At 71.8% G+C, this 19,242-nt stretch carries 19 protein-coding genes; 5 read left to right on the top strand and 14 right to left on the bottom strand.

Annotation, left to right across the window (positions count from 1 at the left end; genetic code table 11):
• Nucleotides 1-57 precede the first annotated feature (57 nt).
• The 10 genes from ACSMXR_RS10095 to ACSMXR_RS10050 all read right to left on the bottom strand — a co-directional run bounded on the left by ACSMXR_RS10095 (nt 58) and on the right by ACSMXR_RS10050 (nt 10,087).
• On the bottom strand, nt 58-1,833 hold the full coding sequence (locus tag ACSMXR_RS10095) for an acyl-CoA dehydrogenase (RefSeq protein WP_473171668.1): 1,776 nt from the start codon (nt 1,831-1,833) through the stop codon (nt 58-60).
• Nucleotides 1,834-1,847: 14 nt separating this feature from the next.
• A complete protein-coding gene (locus ACSMXR_RS10090; protein ID WP_473171667.1) occupies nt 1,848-2,819 on the bottom strand; it encodes an aromatase/cyclase in 972 nt (323 codons plus the stop codon).
• 133 nt (nt 2,820-2,952) lie between these two features.
• Nucleotides 2,953-3,213: an acyl carrier protein gene (locus ACSMXR_RS10085; protein ID WP_473171666.1), complete on the bottom strand. Its 261-nt coding sequence runs from the start codon at nt 3,211-3,213 to the stop codon at nt 2,953-2,955.
• Nucleotides 3,214-3,314: 101 nt separating this feature from the next.
• Nucleotides 3,315-4,097, bottom strand: coding sequence for a thioesterase II family protein (locus tag ACSMXR_RS10080; RefSeq protein ID WP_137233323.1), 783 nt, complete (start codon nt 4,095-4,097; stop codon nt 3,315-3,317).
• 93 nt (nt 4,098-4,190) lie between these two features.
• Complete coding sequence (locus ACSMXR_RS10075; protein ID WP_137233322.1) at nt 4,191-5,012, bottom strand: AfsR/SARP family transcriptional regulator; 822 nt, start codon at nt 5,010-5,012, stop codon at nt 4,191-4,193.
• A 229-nt stretch (nt 5,013-5,241) separates the two neighbouring features.
• Nucleotides 5,242-6,069, bottom strand: coding sequence for an AfsR/SARP family transcriptional regulator (locus ACSMXR_RS10070; RefSeq protein ID WP_137233321.1), 828 nt, complete (start codon nt 6,067-6,069; stop codon nt 5,242-5,244).
• An 865-nt stretch (nt 6,070-6,934) separates the two neighbouring features.
• Entirely contained in the window at nt 6,935-7,672 is a 738-nt protein-coding gene (locus tag ACSMXR_RS10065; protein ID WP_473171665.1) for a class I SAM-dependent methyltransferase, read from the bottom strand.
• A 53-nt stretch (nt 7,673-7,725) separates the two neighbouring features.
• Complete coding sequence (locus ACSMXR_RS10060) at nt 7,726-8,091, bottom strand: hypothetical protein (RefSeq protein ID WP_218527599.1); 366 nt, start codon at nt 8,089-8,091, stop codon at nt 7,726-7,728.
• Nucleotides 8,092-8,124: 33 nt separating this feature from the next.
• Entirely contained in the window at nt 8,125-8,322 is a 198-nt protein-coding gene (locus ACSMXR_RS10055; protein ID WP_473171664.1) for a hypothetical protein, read from the bottom strand.
• Nucleotides 8,323-8,593: 271 nt separating this feature from the next.
• Nucleotides 8,594-10,087 carry an MFS transporter gene (locus tag ACSMXR_RS10050; RefSeq protein WP_376188977.1) on the bottom strand — a complete coding sequence of 498 codons (1,494 nt, stop codon included), beginning with the start codon at nt 10,085-10,087 and terminating at the stop codon, nt 8,594-8,596.
• A gap of 101 nt (nt 10,088-10,188) precedes the next feature.
• Between ACSMXR_RS10050 and ACSMXR_RS10045 the strand changes: the two genes are divergently transcribed.
• Complete coding sequence (locus ACSMXR_RS10045; RefSeq protein ID WP_376188976.1) at nt 10,189-11,091, top strand: MmyB family transcriptional regulator; 903 nt, start codon at nt 10,189-10,191, stop codon at nt 11,089-11,091.
• A gap of 238 nt (nt 11,092-11,329) precedes the next feature.
• Here the strand turns inward: ACSMXR_RS10045 and ACSMXR_RS10040 are convergent, their stop codons facing one another.
• Genes ACSMXR_RS10040 through ACSMXR_RS10030 form a run of 3 tightly spaced genes read right to left on the bottom strand, consistent with a single transcriptional unit; the run spans nt 11,330 to nt 13,849 of the window.
• A complete protein-coding gene (locus ACSMXR_RS10040; protein ID WP_473171663.1) occupies nt 11,330-12,250 on the bottom strand; it encodes a class I SAM-dependent methyltransferase in 921 nt (306 codons plus the stop codon).
• A complete protein-coding gene (locus ACSMXR_RS10035; RefSeq protein WP_473171662.1) occupies nt 12,247-13,227 on the bottom strand; it encodes an aromatic prenyltransferase in 981 nt (326 codons plus the stop codon). The genes ACSMXR_RS10040 and ACSMXR_RS10035 overlap by 4 nt, the downstream gene beginning before the upstream one ends.
• Nucleotides 13,217-13,849: a hypothetical protein gene (locus tag ACSMXR_RS10030; RefSeq protein ID WP_473171661.1), complete on the bottom strand. Its 633-nt coding sequence runs from the start codon at nt 13,847-13,849 to the stop codon at nt 13,217-13,219. Before ACSMXR_RS10030 ends, ACSMXR_RS10035 begins: the two co-directional genes overlap by 11 nt.
• Nucleotides 13,850-14,056: 207 nt before the next feature.
• On the opposite strand from ACSMXR_RS10030, the gene dusB reads away from it, so the two are divergent.
• Nucleotides 14,057-15,205: a tRNA dihydrouridine synthase DusB gene (gene dusB / locus ACSMXR_RS10025; protein ID WP_030622103.1), complete on the top strand. Its 1,149-nt coding sequence runs from the start codon at nt 14,057-14,059 to the stop codon at nt 15,203-15,205.
• A gap of 14 nt (nt 15,206-15,219) precedes the next feature.
• Here the strand turns inward: dusB and ACSMXR_RS10020 are convergent, their stop codons facing one another.
• A complete protein-coding gene (locus tag ACSMXR_RS10020) occupies nt 15,220-15,975 on the bottom strand; it encodes a GntR family transcriptional regulator (RefSeq protein ID WP_218527601.1) in 756 nt (251 codons plus the stop codon).
• 267 nt (nt 15,976-16,242) lie between these two features.
• Between ACSMXR_RS10020 and ACSMXR_RS10015 the strand changes: the two genes are divergently transcribed.
• From ACSMXR_RS10015 to ACSMXR_RS10005, 3 genes are read left to right on the top strand one after another with little or no spacing between them, the layout of a single operon-like run.
• Complete coding sequence (locus ACSMXR_RS10015) at nt 16,243-17,421, top strand: ABC transporter substrate-binding protein (RefSeq protein WP_137233313.1); 1,179 nt, start codon at nt 16,243-16,245, stop codon at nt 17,419-17,421.
• Nucleotides 17,421-18,335: an ABC transporter permease gene (locus tag ACSMXR_RS10010; RefSeq protein ID WP_030622108.1), complete on the top strand. Its 915-nt coding sequence runs from the start codon at nt 17,421-17,423 to the stop codon at nt 18,333-18,335. The genes ACSMXR_RS10015 and ACSMXR_RS10010 overlap by 1 nt, the downstream gene beginning before the upstream one ends.
• Nucleotides 18,323-19,237: an ABC transporter permease gene (locus ACSMXR_RS10005; protein WP_218527602.1), complete on the top strand. Its 915-nt coding sequence runs from the start codon at nt 18,323-18,325 to the stop codon at nt 19,235-19,237. The genes ACSMXR_RS10010 and ACSMXR_RS10005 overlap by 13 nt, the downstream gene beginning before the upstream one ends.
• Nucleotides 19,238-19,242 lie beyond the last annotated feature (5 nt).

Genomic DNA, 19,242 nt, shown 5'->3' with positions numbered 1-19,242 from the left:
CATGCACGGGCGGCATGATGCGCGGTGCCTCGGCCGTCCCGGTGCGCTCCCTGTGGGTCACCGCGTCAGCTCCGCGCCGTCGAGGTCGAAGGCCTGTCCGCCTCGGTGGCGGCGCAGAAGTTCGTCCAGCACGCCGGTGACGCAGTCCTGCGGTGGACTCGGCACCTCGATGCCCGCCCGGTGGGCCAGGCGGGACAGTGCGAGCACCGCCCAGTCCGGGTCGGACAGGTAGGACGCTCCGTCCTCCTCGGCTTCCCAGGTGCCCAGAACGGCTGCCGCCGTCACGACGAGCCCGTACCGATCGCTCAGCGCAGCCGCCCAGGGGCCGGACACAGCCGTTCCGAACGGCCCGGGCAGGGCACGGCACTGCTCGCGCAGGAGGCGGAGTTCCCCCAGGAATCCGTTGGCCAACCGCCCGAGCAGGGCTGTTCGCCCGTCGGCGGCCCGGGCGCCTGCGATCCGCTCGGCGGAACCGGCCAGGTGGGCGGCCAGGAAGTCCGCGTCCCCCGCGAACGTCAGCGACCGGTGGTCCAGCGCGGGCAGACCGGCACCGTTCCCGAACAGTCCCTGCGGCGGTTCGGGCTCCACGAACCACGAACGGGTCGCCAGTGTGCGCAGCTGCGGGACGATCACTGCCTGGCACGCGGCTGCGCCGGCCCGGCCGAGTCCCGCCGCGGGCAGGTCGCGCGTCAGCTTGGCGAGCAGGCCTCGGGGGAGACCACCGCCTGGCCGGTCCGCCGAACCGATGACGACGGACAGTTCTTCCAGAGCGTCCCCGAGCAACGCCGAAATCACGTATGTGGCCGCCACGGTCGGGACGTGGGCCCGTTCGGGAACCAGACTCGCCGCCCGCAGGCAGGCCTGTGCCAGGGCGTCGCAGGCGAGCAGATCAGCGAAGACGCCGGCGAGCGTCCGGTGCCGGCGGCGGGCCGGTGACGCGGTGCTGTTCACGGTGGCGGCGCTCACGGCCGAACGCAGCACCGGGTCGACCGCCGCGATCGCCGCGCCGGCGACCAGGCACCGGTTGATCTGGTTCGTACGCAGGGCGAGGGCCGCGCCTTCCCCGGGGCGTCCTACAAGCGCGTCACCGGGCACCGGACACCGGGTGAACCGCAGCCCCGAGAAGACGGCCGTGCGCAATCCTGAGGTGGCCGTACGCGGCAGCAGGCGCATGAGCCCGGCCGGGAGCCGGCCGGGGTCGAGGAGCAGCGCGGAGTGGCTGTGGGGCCCGGACGCGGTGCCGGTCGCGGCGTGCAGCACGAAGGCGCCCGCCCGCTCCGCGTCCATGATCATGCCCTTGGAGCCGTCGAGGACAAGTCTTCCGTCAGCCACCCGGCGCAGGGTGAACCCGTCCCGCGACACTCCACCGGCCGGCGCGAGACCGGGGTGTACGACGGTGATCCGGCCGCCACCCAGCAGCAGCGCGGCGACGGAGCTCCGCTGGGTCGCGCTGCCGTCCGCCCATACCGTCGAGGCCGCGAACGACGAGGAGACGCCGCATCCGAGACCGAGGGCCACGTCGCGCCGGAAGACGGGGCGCAGCACCTTCAGCAGCAGATCGGCGCGGGCCAACGTACCGCCGTGCCGGACGGGGACGAGTTCGCTTCCCAGCCCTGTCACCGCGAGCAGCCGCTCGGTCTCCACCGGTGGACGCCGGTCCTTGTCGGCTTCGACCAGTGCGGTGAACCCGTGAGGGTTGCCCGGGTCGAAGGGATCGCCGAGCAGCTCGTCGAGGAGGGCGGCCCGTCGGAGCGCGGCAGTCCGGTCATGCGTGCCGGCGGCCTGCCGGAGCGCCTTCCGGGAACCTGGAGGGAAGTCTGCGGAGGGGAGCATGAGCGGGCTGCTGGTCAGGACTTCGGAGCGATCCTGCGGACGGCGCCCTGCGCGTACCGTCCGGCCAGCCGGAGGATGGCGGTGCTGTCCCGGCTGAGTACCTGGCGCACGCGTCGGTGAACGGCGGTCGGATCGGTGTCGGCGGCACCCGTTGCGTCCGTCCCGTACCGGCGGCTCAGCACAGCCTGGTGCCGTGCGACGACCGTCAGGCCGGTCGTGTCGGGCTCGACGGACCATTCACCGGCCTGCGCGGCCGTCGCCGCGGACGGCTCGGTCAGTTTGTACACGATCCGGCCGCTGTGGGGGAAACACACGCGTACGGCCTCGGTGGTGTGCGTGCGGCCGCTGTCCGTCACCATGTCCATCCTGACCCGCTGGATTCCGGGAGTCTCCTCAACGAGGTCGAGTCGTGTCAGCCAGGGGAGCTGTCCAGGCCAGTTGTCCATCCTGTACAGGAAGTCGTAAGCGAGCTCGGCCGGTCCGTCGACACGCAAGGTGTCCTCGACGGCGACGACGAGTTCGTCGAGGGTGGTCCAGCGTTCGGCCAGGTGTTTCACGTTCTCCAACAGGGCGCGGAGTTCGGCTTCCTCGGCCAGTTCCAGCCAGGTGGCACCGGTGGTGCGTTCTCCGGGCACCGGAAGGACGTAGTGCAGAGTGAGGCGCGAGGAACCTTCCGGAAGCTCCTCGACGACCCACGAGCCGGATACCCCCTGTGCTGGTGGTGCGGGTATTTCCTGGCGGAAGTCGATGCGTCGCGCGGCGGGGTCGAGTGTGCGCCGGGTCACCCAAGACGTCACCTCGCCGTGGGCGAGCGCCCATAGGCGCAGGCGCTGATCGGCGCCCTCCAGGTCCAGTGGTTCCACATGCACCGTCGGGGCGAGGAACAGTGGCCAGCGCACCGCGTCCGCGACGAGTCCGTAGACGACTCCGGCCGACGCGGTTATGTCGACACGGTGGGACGTGCGGTGGAGGGCCGTCTCGGCCATCGGCGTTTCGCTCCTGTCTTCGGCGGACGTGACCGGCCGTGAGCCATCAAGCGGCCCGGCCCCGTCCGGCAGGGGTGGGGCGGGCCCGGCGGGCCCGCCCCACTGTGCGGTGTTCTTGTGCCGACCAGCCGGCTCAGGCCGTGGCTTGCGTGGACAGCGCCTGGTTGACGGCCGCGATGTACTGCCGCGGGGTCTCTGCCTCGTCCAGTGCCTGCTCGTCGAGCGTGACCCCGGAATCGCGCTCGATGATGCCGGTGACCTGCAGGAGCGACAGGGAGTCGTAGCCGAGTTCGGCGAACCCGACATCCAGCACGTCGCCGTTCAGGTCCTGGTTTTCGCTGCCCCCGCTGCTGCGCAGGAGGCCGATCAGGGTGGTGAGGTCGAGCTGCTGCATGATGGTGCCTCTCTTCTTCTCGTGCTGAGCACGCCTAGGGGTCATCGGTCGGCCTGCGGATCGGTGGGCCGGGCCGGCCGTTCGTCGACGGCCGGCACGTATCAGGGCTGTGCGGCGGAGACCGGCGACGACGCGCGCCCGGCCATGGCGTCGAGTCGCCGCACGACGCGGCAGGCCCGGCCCGTCAGACGGGGCAGCACGCCACCGCGTACGAAGAAGTGGTCGCCGGTCACGGTGCGAGTGGCTACGGGCCCGGTACTCCAGCGGCGCCAGCCGCCGACTGCCTCGGGTGACACCAACGGGTCACGATTCCCGGATACAGCGAGCATGGGAACGGGCAGCGGCCCGTACGCGGCCCCCGATGTACGGGCGGCGACGCGGAGCGCACCGGCCAGGCGCAGGTCGTCGCGGAGAACGGGGAGCGAGGCACGACGCCAGTACCGCCGTGCTTCGGCGCCGTCGGGCAGCGCTCCCAGGGTGTGGAGCATCTCCAGCAGATCCTCGTCAGAGCTTTCGCAGGCGTCGGAGAGCTTGCTGGTCTCGTCAGGGGGCGGGCAGGCACCCACGGCGATGAGCGCGGGCAGCGGCAGCCCTTCTTCGTGAAGAGCCTGGGTGAGGGCGTGGGCCACCATGGCACCGAGGCTGTGCCCGTACAGCGCGTAGGGCTGACCGGCCGTGACGCTGATGCGGTCCATCAGGTGCGCGACCAGTGAGTCGCGGTCGGTCAGGCGCGGCTCCTGGCGCCGCCCTCCGCGGCCGGGCAGCAGCACGGGCACGGGCTCGACGCCCGGACCCGTCCTGCGTCCCCAACCGTGGAAGACCGAGACTCCCGCCCCCGCGTGCGCGAAGCAGTACAGCCGAACGGGCAATTCGGTGTCCGGCATCTCTGCTCTCCTTCGGCCCGTCGGAATCGCGCGTGTCTGTTCAGGCTCGCGGACGCCCCTCGAGGCGGGCTTGAAACTCGACCGGTCGGCACCTCAGGCGGCGTAGAGATCGAAGGTCGAGCCGCGCCGGGGCCCGGTGGCCAGGTCCAGGGCGGGGTCCACGGCGAGCATCGCCTGGTGCATACGCTGCATCTGCGGCGACGGCTCGACGCCCAGCTCCTCGATGAGCCGGACCCGCAGCTTCCGGTAGAGGTCGAGAGCCGCAGCCTGCCGCCCCGACCGGTACAGAGCCACCATGGCCTGCGAGTGCAGCCCTTCGTGGTGTGGGTGGCGTGCCGTCAGGTCGCGGAGCTCGGCGACGATCTCGCAGTGACGGCCCAGCCGAAGGTCGGCGTCTATGCGTCGCTCCACCGTGACCAGCTTGCTCTCCTCCAGCCGGAGCACCTCTATGGTCAGCACGGGGCCGACGCGCACGTCGACCAGGGCGGGGCCCTGCCAGAGGGCCAGAGCCTGACGCAGGGTCTGGGCGGCGCCTTCGTCGTCGCCGGCTTCGAAGGCCGCCTGTCCCGCCGTCACTCTGCGCTCGTACTCGTGCACGTCCGTGCTGTCCGACGGGATCTGCAGCACATATCCGCCGTGCCGCGTGGCGAGTACGTCCTTGGCGGTGTGCGGCGCATCGGGTCCCATGGCCGTGCCGAGCCGACGCCGCAGCTGCAGTATGTAGGTCTGCAGGGTCGTCAGCGCGCTGACCGGCGGGTTGGTGCCCCAGATCTCCTCCATCAGTGTCGGCACAGGCATGATCTGCCCCGGGTACAGCGCGAGAAGTGACAGGATTTGGCGTGGTTTTCCCGCTGTGGGGACGATGGAGACACCATTGACGTCAGCATTCAACGACCCCAGAACCCGGATCCTCATTGACGTTCTCCCATGACTCGTCGAGATCTTCTCGAATCGTTCTCCGAAGCAAGGCATACGGACTTCTTTGTCCGCATCTGCAGGTCCGACCTCAAGCACCGTACTGACTGAAACAGGCCGCCTCGGATTCCTTGAGTCTTCGTCAAGCGGACCTCCGCCCAGCCACGTGCGGCTGCGGCGCGCTCCCTCTCCCACCTGCGTCGAACCGCTCGAACGCGCCTGTGAGGGGTCAGACCGCGCGTACCGCTCGGAGGCCGGGCTCCGTGGCTGTGGCCGCCACATCGGTGTGGGCCAGCAGGATCGAGCGCTGTAGTTGGCGCAACGCGATCGAGGGTTCCAGGCCCAACTCGCGTGCCAGAGTCCCGCGCAGCTTCCGGTAGACGTCCAGCGCTTCGCTCCGGCGGCCCGAGCGCTGTAGAGCGATCATGAATTGCCGGCTCAGGTTCTCGTGGGTGCGGTACCGGCTGACGAGAACGGTCAGTTCGGCGAGCAGTTCCCGGTGGCGTCCCAGTTGCAGGTCCGTCTCGATGCGCTGGTCGAGAGCGCACAGCCGGCTCTCTTCCAGGCGGGCGGCCTCCATCTCCATCTGCTTGCCCAGCTGGACGTCGGCGAAGGGCGCCCCGCGCCACAACGCGAGGGAGTCGCCCAGCAGTCGCGCGCCTCCCGCGTGATCGCCGTCGCCGACGGCGCGGTAGCCGAGTCCTGCGAGCCTCTCGAACTCCCGTACGTCGCTGGTTCCGCCCCTGGTGTTGAGGAGGTAGCCGCCAGGGACCGTCATGAGGATGTCCTTGGCGGACACAGCTGCCACACCGGGGCCTTGGGCCGCCAGCGCGGCGGTGATGAGCTCGCGCAGCTGGAGCACGTACGTCTGGAGGGTGGTCCGGGCGCTGCGTGGCGGCCTGTCGGCCCACAGCTCCTCGATCAACGCGGACACGGGCACGACCTGGTCGGCGAAGAACGCCAGGATCGCGAGCACCTGCCGCACTTTCGGCGCGGTGGGTGTGATGGAGATCCCGCCCTCCGTCACGAGCAGGGCTCCCAGTATTTCGATTTCCACGTTGCTTCCCCCTGTGGTTTCGTCAGCTCTTTCGTGCCGGTGGCCGAGCCGGGTTGGTCTTTCTGGACGAGGCAAAGGCCTGGGCGGGCCCGTTCACGGAGACTGGCCGACGGAGTCCTCGTCGTGCCGGAGCCCGTCCAGCCGGTCTCTCCACCACATCGCCGTCCCGCTGCTCGGATCACTTCCCCGTACGATCCGTGCGGTCAGGGACGAGGGCTCGCCGGGACAGCGGCGAATTGATACCGGGAGCATTGACAATTGAGTCAGCCTTCGAAATGGTTCCGGTTCCGTCTCGGCCTGCGTGGTCGCGCCCGTGGCTCGACCGCTGCCCCCTTCCGCTCGATGTGCCGCGCCCTCTTGCGCGGCTCATCCATCAAAGCAGCAGCCCCCGCTGAAATGTCACCGGAAGATCGATTTCGGCCGCATGGCTTAAATGAGGCCATGCCTTGTCCATGTGACGTCCATGTTTCACAGAGGGGAGTTCCTGCTGGCAGGGAGCCTACCGAGGAGGGCATTTTGAGAGGGTGCGGAGCGGTGGGCAGCCTCAACATCTCCCCCGAGGGGGCGACGTTCCCCGAGATTATGGGCAACGCCGAGAAAACGACCCCACGGTCACGGGGCGGGGTGAACTGAAGATTCCGCTTCGCTGCGGCCCGCTACTCCGCAACCATTCAACCGGAGGCAAAGATTTCCCTTTTTGACTCCTGTGAGGAGTTCAAGGTACGGGACCACTACCGGGTAACCCGGCCTCCGGTCCGGCGCTGCTCCGCATTCGCACAGACGCTCATTCCTTCGGTGCCCTCGGCCAATTCCTGAAGATTCTTGACCATGGCGGCCCAGCTGTCGCAGCCGGTGCTTCTGGCTCTCACGACTTCAAGGCGACGAGACGGTACTGAGGGTCCGGGCGGGCCGTGTCCTGGTCCGGTAGCGCGGCGAGCCGTCGGCACACGTCGGCCACCCGGTCCCGGGGTGCGTGGGTGCACCAGGAGATGTCGCCCGCATCGATCGCCTCGCGCCACCTGCGTGGGCTGCGGCCCTGCCCCGTACCGGGGAACTCCGTCCGGCCGACCATGCTCAGCCCCAGCTCCGCCGCCCGGTCGAGGACCCGGACGGACCGGTCGGGCACCCGGGGCGCGTACGCGCGTCGCAGGTCCGCCGTGACCTCGGCGATATCGCTGTCCTCGGTGAAGTATGCGTCGTTCTTGTCGACCGTGGTGATCAGCACCCCGCCGGGCCGCAGCACCCTGGCCGCCTCGGTCAGTACGGGTGCGGGGTCCGGGAGCAGATGCAGCAGCCAGACGATCACGACGGCGTCCACCGTCCTCGACGCGAAAGGCAGTGTTGTGGCGTTGCCCCGTACGACGCCTCCCTGCAACCGGCGTGCGGCCACGCCCAACATCCCGGGCGAACGGTCGACGCCCACCACCGTCCGCTCCGGACGCCGCAGCCGTTCGGTCACGATGCCCGTGCCGCACGCGATGTCCAGGATCGTGCACGGCCCTTGCGGCAGGAGCCGTTCCACCGCCTCCGCCGCGGCCCGGGCCCTCGGTTCGCCGCCTCGGGTCGCGTCGTAGTGCCGGGCCTCGTCGTCGTAGTCGAGCATGTGTCCGTCCTGTCCCGGCGTCCCGGCCTCTCGCGTGGCTCGTGGATCGTGGCTCAGCGTTCGGCGGGGGCGCCGAGCTGCTTGATCTTCTCGAAGGGGTACGCCCCCACCGTCACCACGACCAGGCCGTAGGCGGCGAACGCCACCAGCCCCCAGGTGGAGACCGACGTACCGCCGTCCCTCAGGGCCGCACTGCCGATGACCACCAACGGGGCGAGGCTGAGGATCGCGGCCCCCGTGCACCAGAACGCCACCAGGCTGTTCGCCCGGCTCCGTAGCTTCGGGTCCGACGTCACCTCTGCCGGGATCTCGTAGCCGACGGACCGGTCGCAGACCGTGCCCCGATACCCGGTGCCGGCCGCCAGCGAACTGGCCACACCCAGCAGCAGGAAGCAGCCGAAGATGAACAGATGGGCCATGCGGCACCTCGCGGGCTCGTCGTCCCGGGGACCTTAGCGGATGGGCTCCGGCTCCCCGCCCGCTCCGGCCGGACGGTGGAGGGTGATCTCAGCGCTTCCGGAAGTACGCCACGACCCCGAGACGGTGATGGCGAGGCCCAGAGCCCCGATGCCGAACAGTCCGAGGGTCGTCCGGGCCTCGGTCCCGTCCAGCAGGGCGCGCACCCCGCCGACGAGTCCACCGACGGACATGAACCCGCCGAGGACGAGCCCTTGTGAACTCTGGGGTTGCGCGTGCCACCTGATCGGGCTCCGGCTTCGGGGCGGCGGCGGGCCTGCGCGGCGTCGGCGGCCGGTGGGCGGTCTGCCTCGGAGGAGTTTCATCGGTGCCTCACCTTCCGGGTGCTGACGGGGCGCCCCCCGCGTGACCGTCACCCGGTTCCGGTCCGGGAGGGGGACCGGCTCGCCCCTCCCCGGCAGCGTAGGTCCGCGATCGACGGGCCGGGCGCGCGGCCCCCGCCGCTCACGCCACCGTGCGCGGCAGCCGCAGGCTCAGCCCGACCGTCAGTGCCACCGCCGCCAACTGCACCAGCAGGGTCACGACCAGCGCGTCCCGCATGCCCAGGCCCGGCACCAGCGCCAGGAACAGGGTGCCCAGCGTGGCCACCCCGAGGGCCAGCGCCGCCTGCTGCGTCGTCGTCATCACGCCGCCGCCCACCCCGGCCTTCTCCGGCGGTACGTCGGAGAGCACGATCCGGAACAGCACGGGGAGTTGGAGACCCTGGCCGAGGCCCGCGATCGCCACCCCCGGCAGCAGGCCCCACAGCCCCAGGCCCTGCCAGGCGAAGTGCGCGGTCAGCGCCAGCACGACGATGCCCACCGCCTGGATCAGCCCGCCCGCCGTGACGACCCGGGTGCCGTACCGGCGTACCAGGCGGGGGCCCGCCAGCGAGGCGCCGAAGAAGGCCAGCGCCATCGGGGCCAGCGAGAGGCCGGCCGCCGCCGGGCCGAGGCGCAGGCCCTGCTGGAGCGCCACCGCGATCACGAACATGAAGCCGCCGAAGCCGATCGAGAACGGCACCACCAGCGCCAGGCCCCGCCGCAGCGAGTCCAGCCGCAGCAGGCTCGGCGGGACCAGCGGCACCCGGCCCAGCCGGTCGGCCCGCCGCTCCACCCGGTAGAAGGCGTACGCGGAGAAGGGGAAGAGGGCCAGCGAGACCCAGGTCCACAGCGGCCACCCGGCGGCCCGGCCCTCCGTCAGCGGGGCCAGCAGGGTGACCAGGGAGAGGGCGAGCAGCAGGGTTCCCGGTACGTCCACGGGGGCCGGGCGGTCCGAGCGGGTCTCCGGGACCGCGCGGGCGGCCAGGATCAGGCCCACCACCGCCACCGGCACGTTCACCAGGAACACCGACCGCCAGCCCGCGCTCTCGCCGAACACCGAGGACATCGGGGCGGCGGCGACCAGCACCCCGCCCAGGATCTGGCCCGCGACCATCGACAGCCCGGCCGTCGCCCCGTACAGGCTCATAGCCCGGGCCCGGCGCGGGCCCCGCGTCGCGGCCTGGATCGTCGCCAGCACCTGCGGCAGCATCAGCGCGGCCGCCGCACCCTGCGCCACCCGGGCGCCGACCAGCGTCCAGGCGTCCGGGGCGAGTCCGCAGGCCAGCGAGGTGATCCCGAAGGCCGCCATGCCGATCAGGAACAGCCGCCTGCGGCCCACCATGTCGCCCAGCCGCCCGCCGAGGACCAGCAGCACGGCGTACGCGAGGCCGTAACCGGCGACGACCAGTTCGAGCATGGCCGGGCCCGCGTCCAGATCGCGGTCGATCGTGGGCAGCGCGACGTTCACGATGAAGAAGTCGATGAGCGGGAGTGCCGCGCCCAGCAGCACGGTGAAGAGGCCGAGCGCGCCCAGCACGGGCGTGGGGTGGTCATGGCGGACCGGGCCGGTGGGTTCGCCGGTGGCGGGGGTGGCCCGTTCCGGCGCGAGGGATGTGTGTACGGATGATTCACTCACGCCGTCGACTCTGCCGCCGATCCCAACGTGGTACCAGAGTGTCTTTATCCTGGTACAAGCAGTACCTGGCAACAGGCCGGGGCGCCCGGCACGCTGGAGGCATGACGACCATGGCAGCCGCCCGCCCGCCCGCGACCGGCGCACTTCCCGAGGAGCGCGAGGAGTCCGCGTCCGACGCCCGGCGGCACGAGCTCGCCGCCTTCCTGCGCAGCCGCCGTGAGCGCATCACCCCCGAGCAGGTCGGCCTGGTCCGGGGCCGGCGCCGCCGCACCCCCGGGCTGCGCCGCGAGGAGGTCGCCCAGCTCTCGGCGGTCGGGGTCACCTGGTACACCTGGCTCGAACAGGCCCGGGACATCCAGGTCTCCTCCCAGGTGCTGGACGCCCTCGCCCGCGCCCTGCTCCTCGACCCGAGCGAGCGCAGCCACCTCTTCGCGCTCGCCGAGGCCGTCGACCCGGCCCCCGGCACCCAGTGCCCCACCGTCACCCCGGCGCTGCGGACCATGCTGGAGCAGCTGGATCCGATTCCGGCCTGTATCCAGAACAGCCGGTACGACGTCCTCGCGTACAACCGCACCTACGCCCGGCTCCTCTGCGACCTGGACGCGGTGCCGCCCGAGGACCGCAACTGCCTGCTGCTGGCCTTCACCCACGACGACTGGCGGGCCTCGGTCGTCGATCTGCCCGAGGTCACCCGGACCATGGCCGCGAAGTTCCGCGCCGCGATGGCCGGACACCTGGCCGAGCCCGCCTGGAAGGCGCTGGTGCGGCGGCTGGAGGCCCGGTCGCCGGAGTTCCGCGAGGTGTGGGAGCGCCATGAGGTGATCGAGCAGCAGGGCCGCACCAAGTACATCCGCAACGCCCACGTGGGGCTGCTGTACGTCGAGCACACCAACCTCTGGCTCGGCCCCCTCAGCGGCCCGCGCATGGTCAGCTACCCACCGGTGGACGCCGAGACCCGGACCCGGCTGGAGCGGCTGCACCGGATCGCGCTGGACGACGAGTAGCCGTATCCGCCAGGGGTGTTGGGGCGTCGGGGCGCTCGGTCGACCGGCCGGTGCGGTCCGCCGGGACGGGCCGGCAAGACCGATCGGCCTCGATTCCGGGGCATGCGGGCCGCCGAGCGTTACTCGTCGCGACGGCTGGAGTGGACACCTACCTCGTCCCGCGTACGTCCGCCCCCCCCGGGCGAGCACTGCGACTGACGCGTCGGCGTGTCGGCGCGTCACTGAGCGTACGTTCCGGTCACCCGGCCGGCCGGGCCGGTGCGGCGGCCCAGACGGTGACGGCGGTCGGCATGATCAGCACGGCGTCCGCCGCGTCCAGCTCCGCGCGCATACGCTCCTCCAGCGTCGTGAGGTCGCCGACCGCCTCCCGGTCGCCGGCCACCGTGCTGTAGGTGTGGACGGCCAGCGGGAGGACCAAGGGGTCCTCGGCCCCGCCCATCGGCGTCGTGGCGCAGACCCCCGCCGGCGCCAGCCCCGCCTGCCGGAACAGGGAATAGAGGCGCGCGCCCGCGCCCCGCTCCTTCCCGCCGGCGCGGAGGGCCGTGCCGATGCCCCGGAGCACGGCCCCGGCGAGGGGGGTCGCCGGCACGGACCGGAGCGAGTGGTTGTCGAACTCCTGGAACGCGATCAGCCCTCCGGGGCGGACGAGTTCGGCAAGGCGGCGCAGGAAGATCGCCGGCTCGTCCTGATGCCCCAGGACGAGCCGGCCGACCAGCGCGTCCACCGGTGTGTCGAGGGAGATGTCCGGCAGCGTCGCCCGGCGGAAGTCCACGGAGCCCTCCCCGCCCGTCCCGGCCGCCCCGCCCGTCTCGGCCGCCCCGCCCGCCCCGGAGCCCCGGATCCGGTCGCGCAGCCGGGCACGGGCCAGGTCCAGGGCCTCGGGCGCGGTGTCCACCCCGGTCACGGAGCCGCCGGGCCCGACGGTTTCCGCGGCGAGGAACGTCACGTCCCCGGCGCCGCAGCCCGCGTCCAGGACGCGCATCCCGGGCCCCAGCCCCGCCTGCCGGAACGCCCGCGCGGTGATGGGGCCGTACAGCCGGGCCTGGAGGAGCAGCCGGTCCAGCTCGGCGGGGGCGTGCCCGAGGGCGTAGGCAGAGACAGGGCCAGAGGCAGGGGCAGGGGCAGGGGCTGGCGTACGGGCGGAGTCGTACGGGCTCACGAGGCGCCGCCCGGTACCGCCAGGGCCGGGTCGGTGGTCTCCGACCGGCTGAAGAAGGTGTTCCAGCCGCGGATGAGCTCCACCAGATCGCCGCAGTGGCTCCGTTCGGCCTTGACGTAGGTCGCGCCGCCCGCGCCGAAGGACCAGGCGACCGCGTTCATCTCCTCGGGGTCGTGGGAGGGCGCGGTGGCGAAGAACGTACGCAACCGGCTTCCGAACGAGGGGAATTGGCCGGCCGGCAGCTTCAGCGCGTAGAACGCGACCCGCTCCACCGCGCCGGTCGCGAGCGAGAGGGTGACCGAGAAGGTGTAGGCGCCGCGGGAGAGGAAGGCGGCCATCTCGCCGAACAGCCGCTCCCCGGGCGGTTCGGCGCCCGCCAGTGCGGTGAACCGCCGGCACTGCTCCGGGTCCACGGGGCCGCGGGCGCGGAAGTACAGGTTCACGCTCCGGCGGCGGTAGTCCACCGCGACGTGCCGTACATGGTCCAGCCCCAGTCCGTGGAAGACGGGCCTGAGATCACGCAGCACGGCGGGGACTCCCGGGGCGTCGAGGATGTCGTCCACGGGGCGGGTTCCTGCCAGGTACACCCAGGTCTTGGTGAGCCCGAGGGCCGCGTCGAAGTCGCAGGACTGCTCCGGAGCACCTCCGTACAGGCCGCTCCACGTCCGTACGAGCCCGGCGAGCGGGTCGTCCTCGGCGAGGAACCCCGCACGCCGGGCGATCGCCACGGTGTCCATGGGACGGCGTGCGTAGAAGCGGTAGTCGAGCCCCGCTCCGGGGCGGTCGGTGGTCCGCCACAGCACGGCCCCCTCGCGGAACGCCGGGGCGTAGGCGTCCAGCACCTCATGGGTGACGGACTCGGAGTACGGCGTGCCGAGGGCCTCCGCCGTGGCCCGCAGACCGGCGAGGAACCGGGTCCGCGAGAAGCCGACGGCGGGTGGGCGTCGTCGTGCGTCGTCGTTCCTGTCATGCGCCATCGGAGAGGCTCCCGTCGTGGGTGAGTTCCAGTCGTCCGCCGGGGGCGGTGAAGTACAGCACCGAGCGGCCGCCCGTCGCGGCCCCCTCGTAGGGGTTGTGGCCGCCGCCGTCCGGGACCAGCGACAGCCCGTCGACCAGGAGCGACCGCACCCGGTCCAGGCCGCCGTCGGCGGGGCGGGTGACGCGCAGGGCGAAGTGGTCCTCGTGGCGGGACCGCCGCTCGGCCCGCGCGACGGCGTCGTCCTCCCGCGCCCGGGGAAGGACGAACACTTCGAGGCCCGGGGAACCGCCCGTCGCGCGGGTGGTCCACGCCTTGAGGATCGAGACGTCACTGTCCTCCTCGTCCAGCCCGTGGCGCCGTACCAGCCGTTCCCGCACGACCACGCTCGGCACCGGCCCGGACACCTCGAACCCCCACCGGCCCAGGACGTCCACGACGTCCTCGACGCGATCGGGGAAGACGAGCGTCGCGGCGTGGTCGAACACACATCGCGACGCCAGCGACGCCAGCACCTCCGGATCGGCCTGGCCGGCCACCTTCTCCACCACCCGTCGCAGGTCGTGACCCGCGACCACCTCGACCAGCCGGCGCAGACGGCTCCGGTCCTCGTCACCGAGCATGTCGGCGCCCTGCTCCCGCGGCCCGCATTCTCCGCCCTCTTTCCGATGCGCCCCGGCGGCCGGGACGACCCGCTCACCCTGCGCCCTTCCGGCCGGGGCGTCCGGAGAAGCGGGCGTCATTCACCCGAAGTGCTGATCGGAGCCCGTACACCGCCGCGACCGCACGGCCGGGCCCGCCACCCGTCCGGCGTACGCGACAATGGAGCAATGACCACGCTCGCCCCTGCCCTCCCGCAGCTCCGTATCGGCCCGCACACCGTGCAGCCGCCGGTCGTGCTGGCCCCGATGGCCGGCATCACCAACGCCCCGTTCCGGACGCTGTGCCGGGAGTTCTCCGGGGGCAAGGGGCTGTTCGTCAGCGAGATGATCACCACGCGGGCGCTGGTCGAGCGCAACGAGAAGACCATGCAGCTCATCCACTTCGACGCGGCCGAGACCCCGCGCTCGATCCAGCTGTACGGAGTGGACCCGGTCACCGTCGGCAAGGCGGTCCGGATGATCGTCGACGAGGGCCTCGCCGACCACATCGACCTGAACTTCGGCTGCCCGGTCCCCAAGGTCACCCGCAAGGGCGGCGGCTCCGCGCTCCCGTACAAGCGGCCCCTGCTGCGCGCCATCCTCCACCAGGCCGTCTCCAACGCCGGTGATCTCCCCGTCACGATCAAGATGCGCAAGGGCATCGACGACGACCACATCACCTTCCTCGACGCGGGCCGCATCGCCGTCGAGGAGGGCGTCACCGCCGTCGCCCTGCACGGCCGCACCGCCGCCCAGCACTACGGCGGCACCGCCGACTGGGACGCCATCGCCCGGCTCAAGGAGCACGTCCCGGAGATCCCCGTGCTCGGCAACGGCGACATCTGGTGCGCCGACGACGCCCTGCGGATGATGCGGGAGACCGGCTGCGACGGGGTGGTGGTCGGACGCGGGTGCCTCGGGCGGCCCTGGCTCTTCGCCGACCTGGTGAGCGCCATGGAGGGCCGTACGGAACGGCACGCGCCCACCCTGCGCGAGGTCGCGGACGTCATGGTGCGCCACGCGACGCTGCTGGGGGAGTGGATCGGCGACGAGACCCGTGGCGTGATCGACTTCCGCAAGCATGTGGCCTGGTATCTCAAGGGCTTCGCGGTCGGCTCCGAGATGCGCAAGAAGCTGGCGATCACCTCCTCGCTGGAGGAGCTGGCCGGCCAGCTGCACGAACTGGACCTCGACCAGCCCTGGCCGGACGGCGCCGACGGGCCGCGCGGGCGTACCTCGGGCAACAACCGGGTCGTCCTGCCGGACGGCTGGCTGAAGGACCCGTACGACTGCGCAGGGATCAGCGCCGACGCGGAGCTGGACACCTCCGGCGGCTGAGCCCGGGGGAGTGCTCACCCCGCGACGCTCGGCCCCGCCCGCCGCTCCAACGGCGCCGCCGCCGCGCTGTTCATCACGTTGAAGACGACGCTGCCCGCCCGGTAGCGGTCGTCCGTCCACTCGATGGCCCGGCCCGCCGCCGTGCACGTCAGATGGCGCTGCCGCAGCAGTGGGCTGGCCCGGCGGATCCGCAGCAGCCGGGCGTCCTCGCTGCCCGCCGCGACCGCGTCGATCAGGTGCTCGCCGTGGTGGGCCACGATGTCCGCCCGTTCCGCGATGCTGTCCATGATCGAGACGCAGTCCTCCGGCAGCGCGCGGACCGTCGGGGCCACCCACTCCGCGTACACCGTCCGCTCGACCATCACTGGCTCGCCGTCCAGGTGCCGCAGGCGCAGGACGTACAGCACCTCGCTGCCCGGGGCGGTGTCCAGGCGGGCCGCCTCCTCGTCGGTCGCGGGGCGGGTGGTGCGGGTCAGGATGCGGCTGGAGACCTCGCAGCCCATCGCCCGCGCCCACTGGGCGAAGCTGTTGAGCTGCTCGAAACTCTGCCGGCGCTCCTGGCGCAGGACCACCCGGCGGGCGCCCTGCCGGGAGCCGATCAGGCCCTCGGAGGCCAGCAGCGCCACCGCCTGGCGGACCGTGCCGCGCGAGGCCGCCCACCGCGCGGCGAGGTCGCTCTCGGACGGCAGCCGGGAGCCCGGCGGATGGACGCCGCTCCGGATCGCCTGGCGCAGCGACTCGGCGATCTCCTCGTAGCGTGAACGGACCACGCGCCCCCCGTCGGTCGACTGATGTGGATCCGTGCTGTGCACAGGAAGGTGTTTGCGCCACGGTCCGGAATCCCACTCTAACGTCCGCTCCGGGCACCGCCGCACACGGTTCCTTATCTACCACAACCCCGATATGACGGGCTTTCCTCTTCCTCCTCTCTTGCTGCACCGGACATCGGACGTTAACTCCCCGGACACCTGAGCCGGGCGAACTGATGCCAGCTTGTATGAACAAGTCGCCCTCACTTCGCTCCCGGGAGACACACCGTGCGCAGAGCCCGACCCCGCCCCCGTATCCGCGCCAACGGCCGTGCCGTTGCCGCTCTCGCCCTCTCCACCGCCGCCCTCACCGCCCTCACCGCCTGCGGCGCCGCTCCCGAGGAGAAGGCCGCGACCGGGGTGAACGGGGTGAAGTCCACCGAGGCCACCTCGGTCGCCGACTTCGGCGGGCTGGAGAAGCTGGTCGCCGCCGCCGAGAAGGAGGGCGAGCTGAACGTGATCGCCCTGCCGCCGGACTGGGCGAACTACGGCGAGGTCATCAAGGCCTTCCAGGCGAAGTACAAGGTCAAGATCAAGAGCGAGACCCCGGACGCCTCCAGCTCCGACGAGATAGCCGCCGTCAAGTCCCGCAAGGGCCAGAAGCGCGCCCCCGACGTCCTCGACCTCGGCATCGCCTTCGCCCGCAGCGGCGCCGCCGAGAACCTCTTCGCCCCGTACAAGGTCACCGCCTGGGACAAGATCCCCGACAGCCAGAAGGACGCGGACGGCCGCTGGTACAACGACTACGGCGGGTACGTCTCCATCGGCTGCGACGCCGCCCGCATCAAGACCTGCCCCGAGACCTTCGCGGACCTGCTGAAGCCCGAGTACAAGGGCAAGGTCGCCCTCAACGGCAATCCGACCAAGTCCGGCTCCGCGTTCGGCGGCGTCTACGCGGCCTCCCTCGCCAACAAGGGCTCGTTCGGCGACATCCAGCCCGGCATCGACTTCTTCGGCAAGCTGAAGAAGAGCGGCAACTTCATCCCCGTCGAGTCCACCCCGGCGACCGTCGAGAAGGGCGAGACGCCGATCAGCATCGACTGGGACTACCTGAACGCCGGGTACGCCGACCAGTTCAAGGGCAAGGGCGTCGACTGGAAGGTCTCCGTGCCGGCCGACGGCGTCTACGCCCAGTTCTACTCGCAGGCCATCAACAAGGAGGCCCCGCACCCGGCCGCCGCCCGCCTGTGGATGGAATACCTCTACAGCGCCGAGGGCCAGAACCTCTGGCTCAAGGGCTACGCCCGCCCGGTGCTGCTGCCCGCCATGACCGAGGACGGCACCGCCGACAAGACCTTCGTCGCCAAGCTGCCCGAGGTCGAGGGCACCCCGGCCTTCCCCAGCTCGGACGAGCTCGACAAGGCCAACGCCACCCTCGCCGAGAACTGGGACAAGGCCGTCTCCTGATGACCGTCCCGCACCCGTCCGCCGCCCCGGGACCCGGGGCGGCCACCGCGCAGGGCGGTGGCCGTGCCCGCCGCCGCCCGTCCCGCGCCTGGCTCGGCGCGCTCCCGCTGCTCGTCTTCGCCGGGCTCTGCTTCGGACTGCCCGCCGGGGCCCTGCTGTACGGGGCGCTCACCCGAACCGACCCGGTCGCCGGGACCACCGAGTTCACCGGTGACCATCTCGCGCGCTCGCTCCAGGGGCCCTACCTCACCTCGCTCACCGGCAGCGTCCAGCTCTCCGCGCTGACCGCCGCGCTCGCCACCGTGCTCGGGGTGCTGATCGCCCAGGCCGTCGTCACCTCCCGGCGCGGCGCCCTGCGCGGCGCGGTGCTCACCGCCTCCGGGGTGCTCGCCAACTTCGGCGGGATCCCGCTCGCCTTCGCCTTCGTCGCGACCCTCGGCATCTCCGGGGTCGTCACCGAGATCGGGCACCTGGACGCCCTCGGCTGGAACCTCTACTCCTTCACCGGGCTCACCGTCATCTACCTCTACTTCCTCGTCCCGCTCATGGTGCTCGTCGTCGTCCCCGCCCTGGACGGGCTGCGCCCGCAGTGGCGGGAGGCCGCGCTCAGCACCGGGGCCTCCACCTGGCAGTTCTGGCGCCATGTCGGACTGCCGGTCCTCGCGCCCTCGCTGCTCGGCGGCTTCGTCCTGCTCTTCGGCAGCGCCTTCGCCGCGCACGCCACGGCCGCCGCCCTGGTCGGCGGCTCCGTCCCGCTGGTCACCCTGAAGATCGCCGACGCGCTCTCGGGCAACGTCCTGGTCGGCCAGGAGAACGTCGCCCTGGCGCTGAGCCTCGACATGATCGTGATCGCCGGACTGGTGATGGCGGTCTACCTGCCCCTCCAGCGACGGAGTTCCCGATGGCTGCGCTGACCCCCCTCTCCACGGACCCGGTGTCCACGGCTCCCGTCGCCGCCCCGGCGAAGACGGCCCGGCGCCGCCCGCGCTACTGGCGCGGCGCGGTCCTCACCGTCGCCGGGCTGTACTTCCTCACCCCGCTGGTCTCCTCGTTCGTCTTCACCGTCCAGGTGCCGAACCAGGGCGTCACCTTCGCCGCGTACAGCGGGATCCTGTCGGCCGACGGCTTCACCGAGAGCCTGTTCCTCTCGCTCTCCCTCGCCGCCGCCACGATCGCGCTGGCCCTGCTGCTGGTCGTGCCCGCCCTCGTCGCGGTCCGGCTCGGGCCGCCCCGGCTGCGCGCCGTCGTCGAGATCGTCTGCATGCTGCCGCTGGTGGTGCCGCCGATCGCGCTGGTCACCGGGATCGCCACGGTGCTGCGCTGGGGGCCCGACCACTTCTCCCGCACCCCGCTCTACCAGACCTTCCTCGCCGTGCAGAACGAGTCGTTCCCGGTGGTGCTGGTCCTCGCCTACACCGTGCTGGCGCTGCCGTTCGTGCACCGCTCGCTGGACGCCGGACTGCGCGCGGTCGACGTGCCCACGCTGGTGGAGGCGGCCCGGAACTGCGGGGCCGGGCGGCTGTACGTGATCCTCCGCGTCATCCTGCCCAATCTGCGGTCCTCGCTCGCCGGCGCCTCCTTCCTCACCCTGGCCCTGGTGCTCGGCGAGTACACCGTCGCCTCACTGCTGGGCTTCCGGCCCTTCGCGGTGTGGATCGTCTCCGTCTCCGGCGCCGAGGCCCGGATGTCCGTAGCGGTGTCCCTGCTCAGCCTGCTGATCACCTGGGCCCTGCTGCTCGTCCTCTCCCGCGCCGGAACCGGCTCGTCCGCCGCCGTTCCCGCCGCCGCCCCCACCTCCGTACCCGGCAAGGAGTAGCACCC

The organism is Streptomyces sp. DSM 106670 (genome assembly GCF_055792845.1).
Note: the sequence above shows the minus strand (reverse complement) of the source record. Positions and strands in the feature narration are given on the sequence as shown.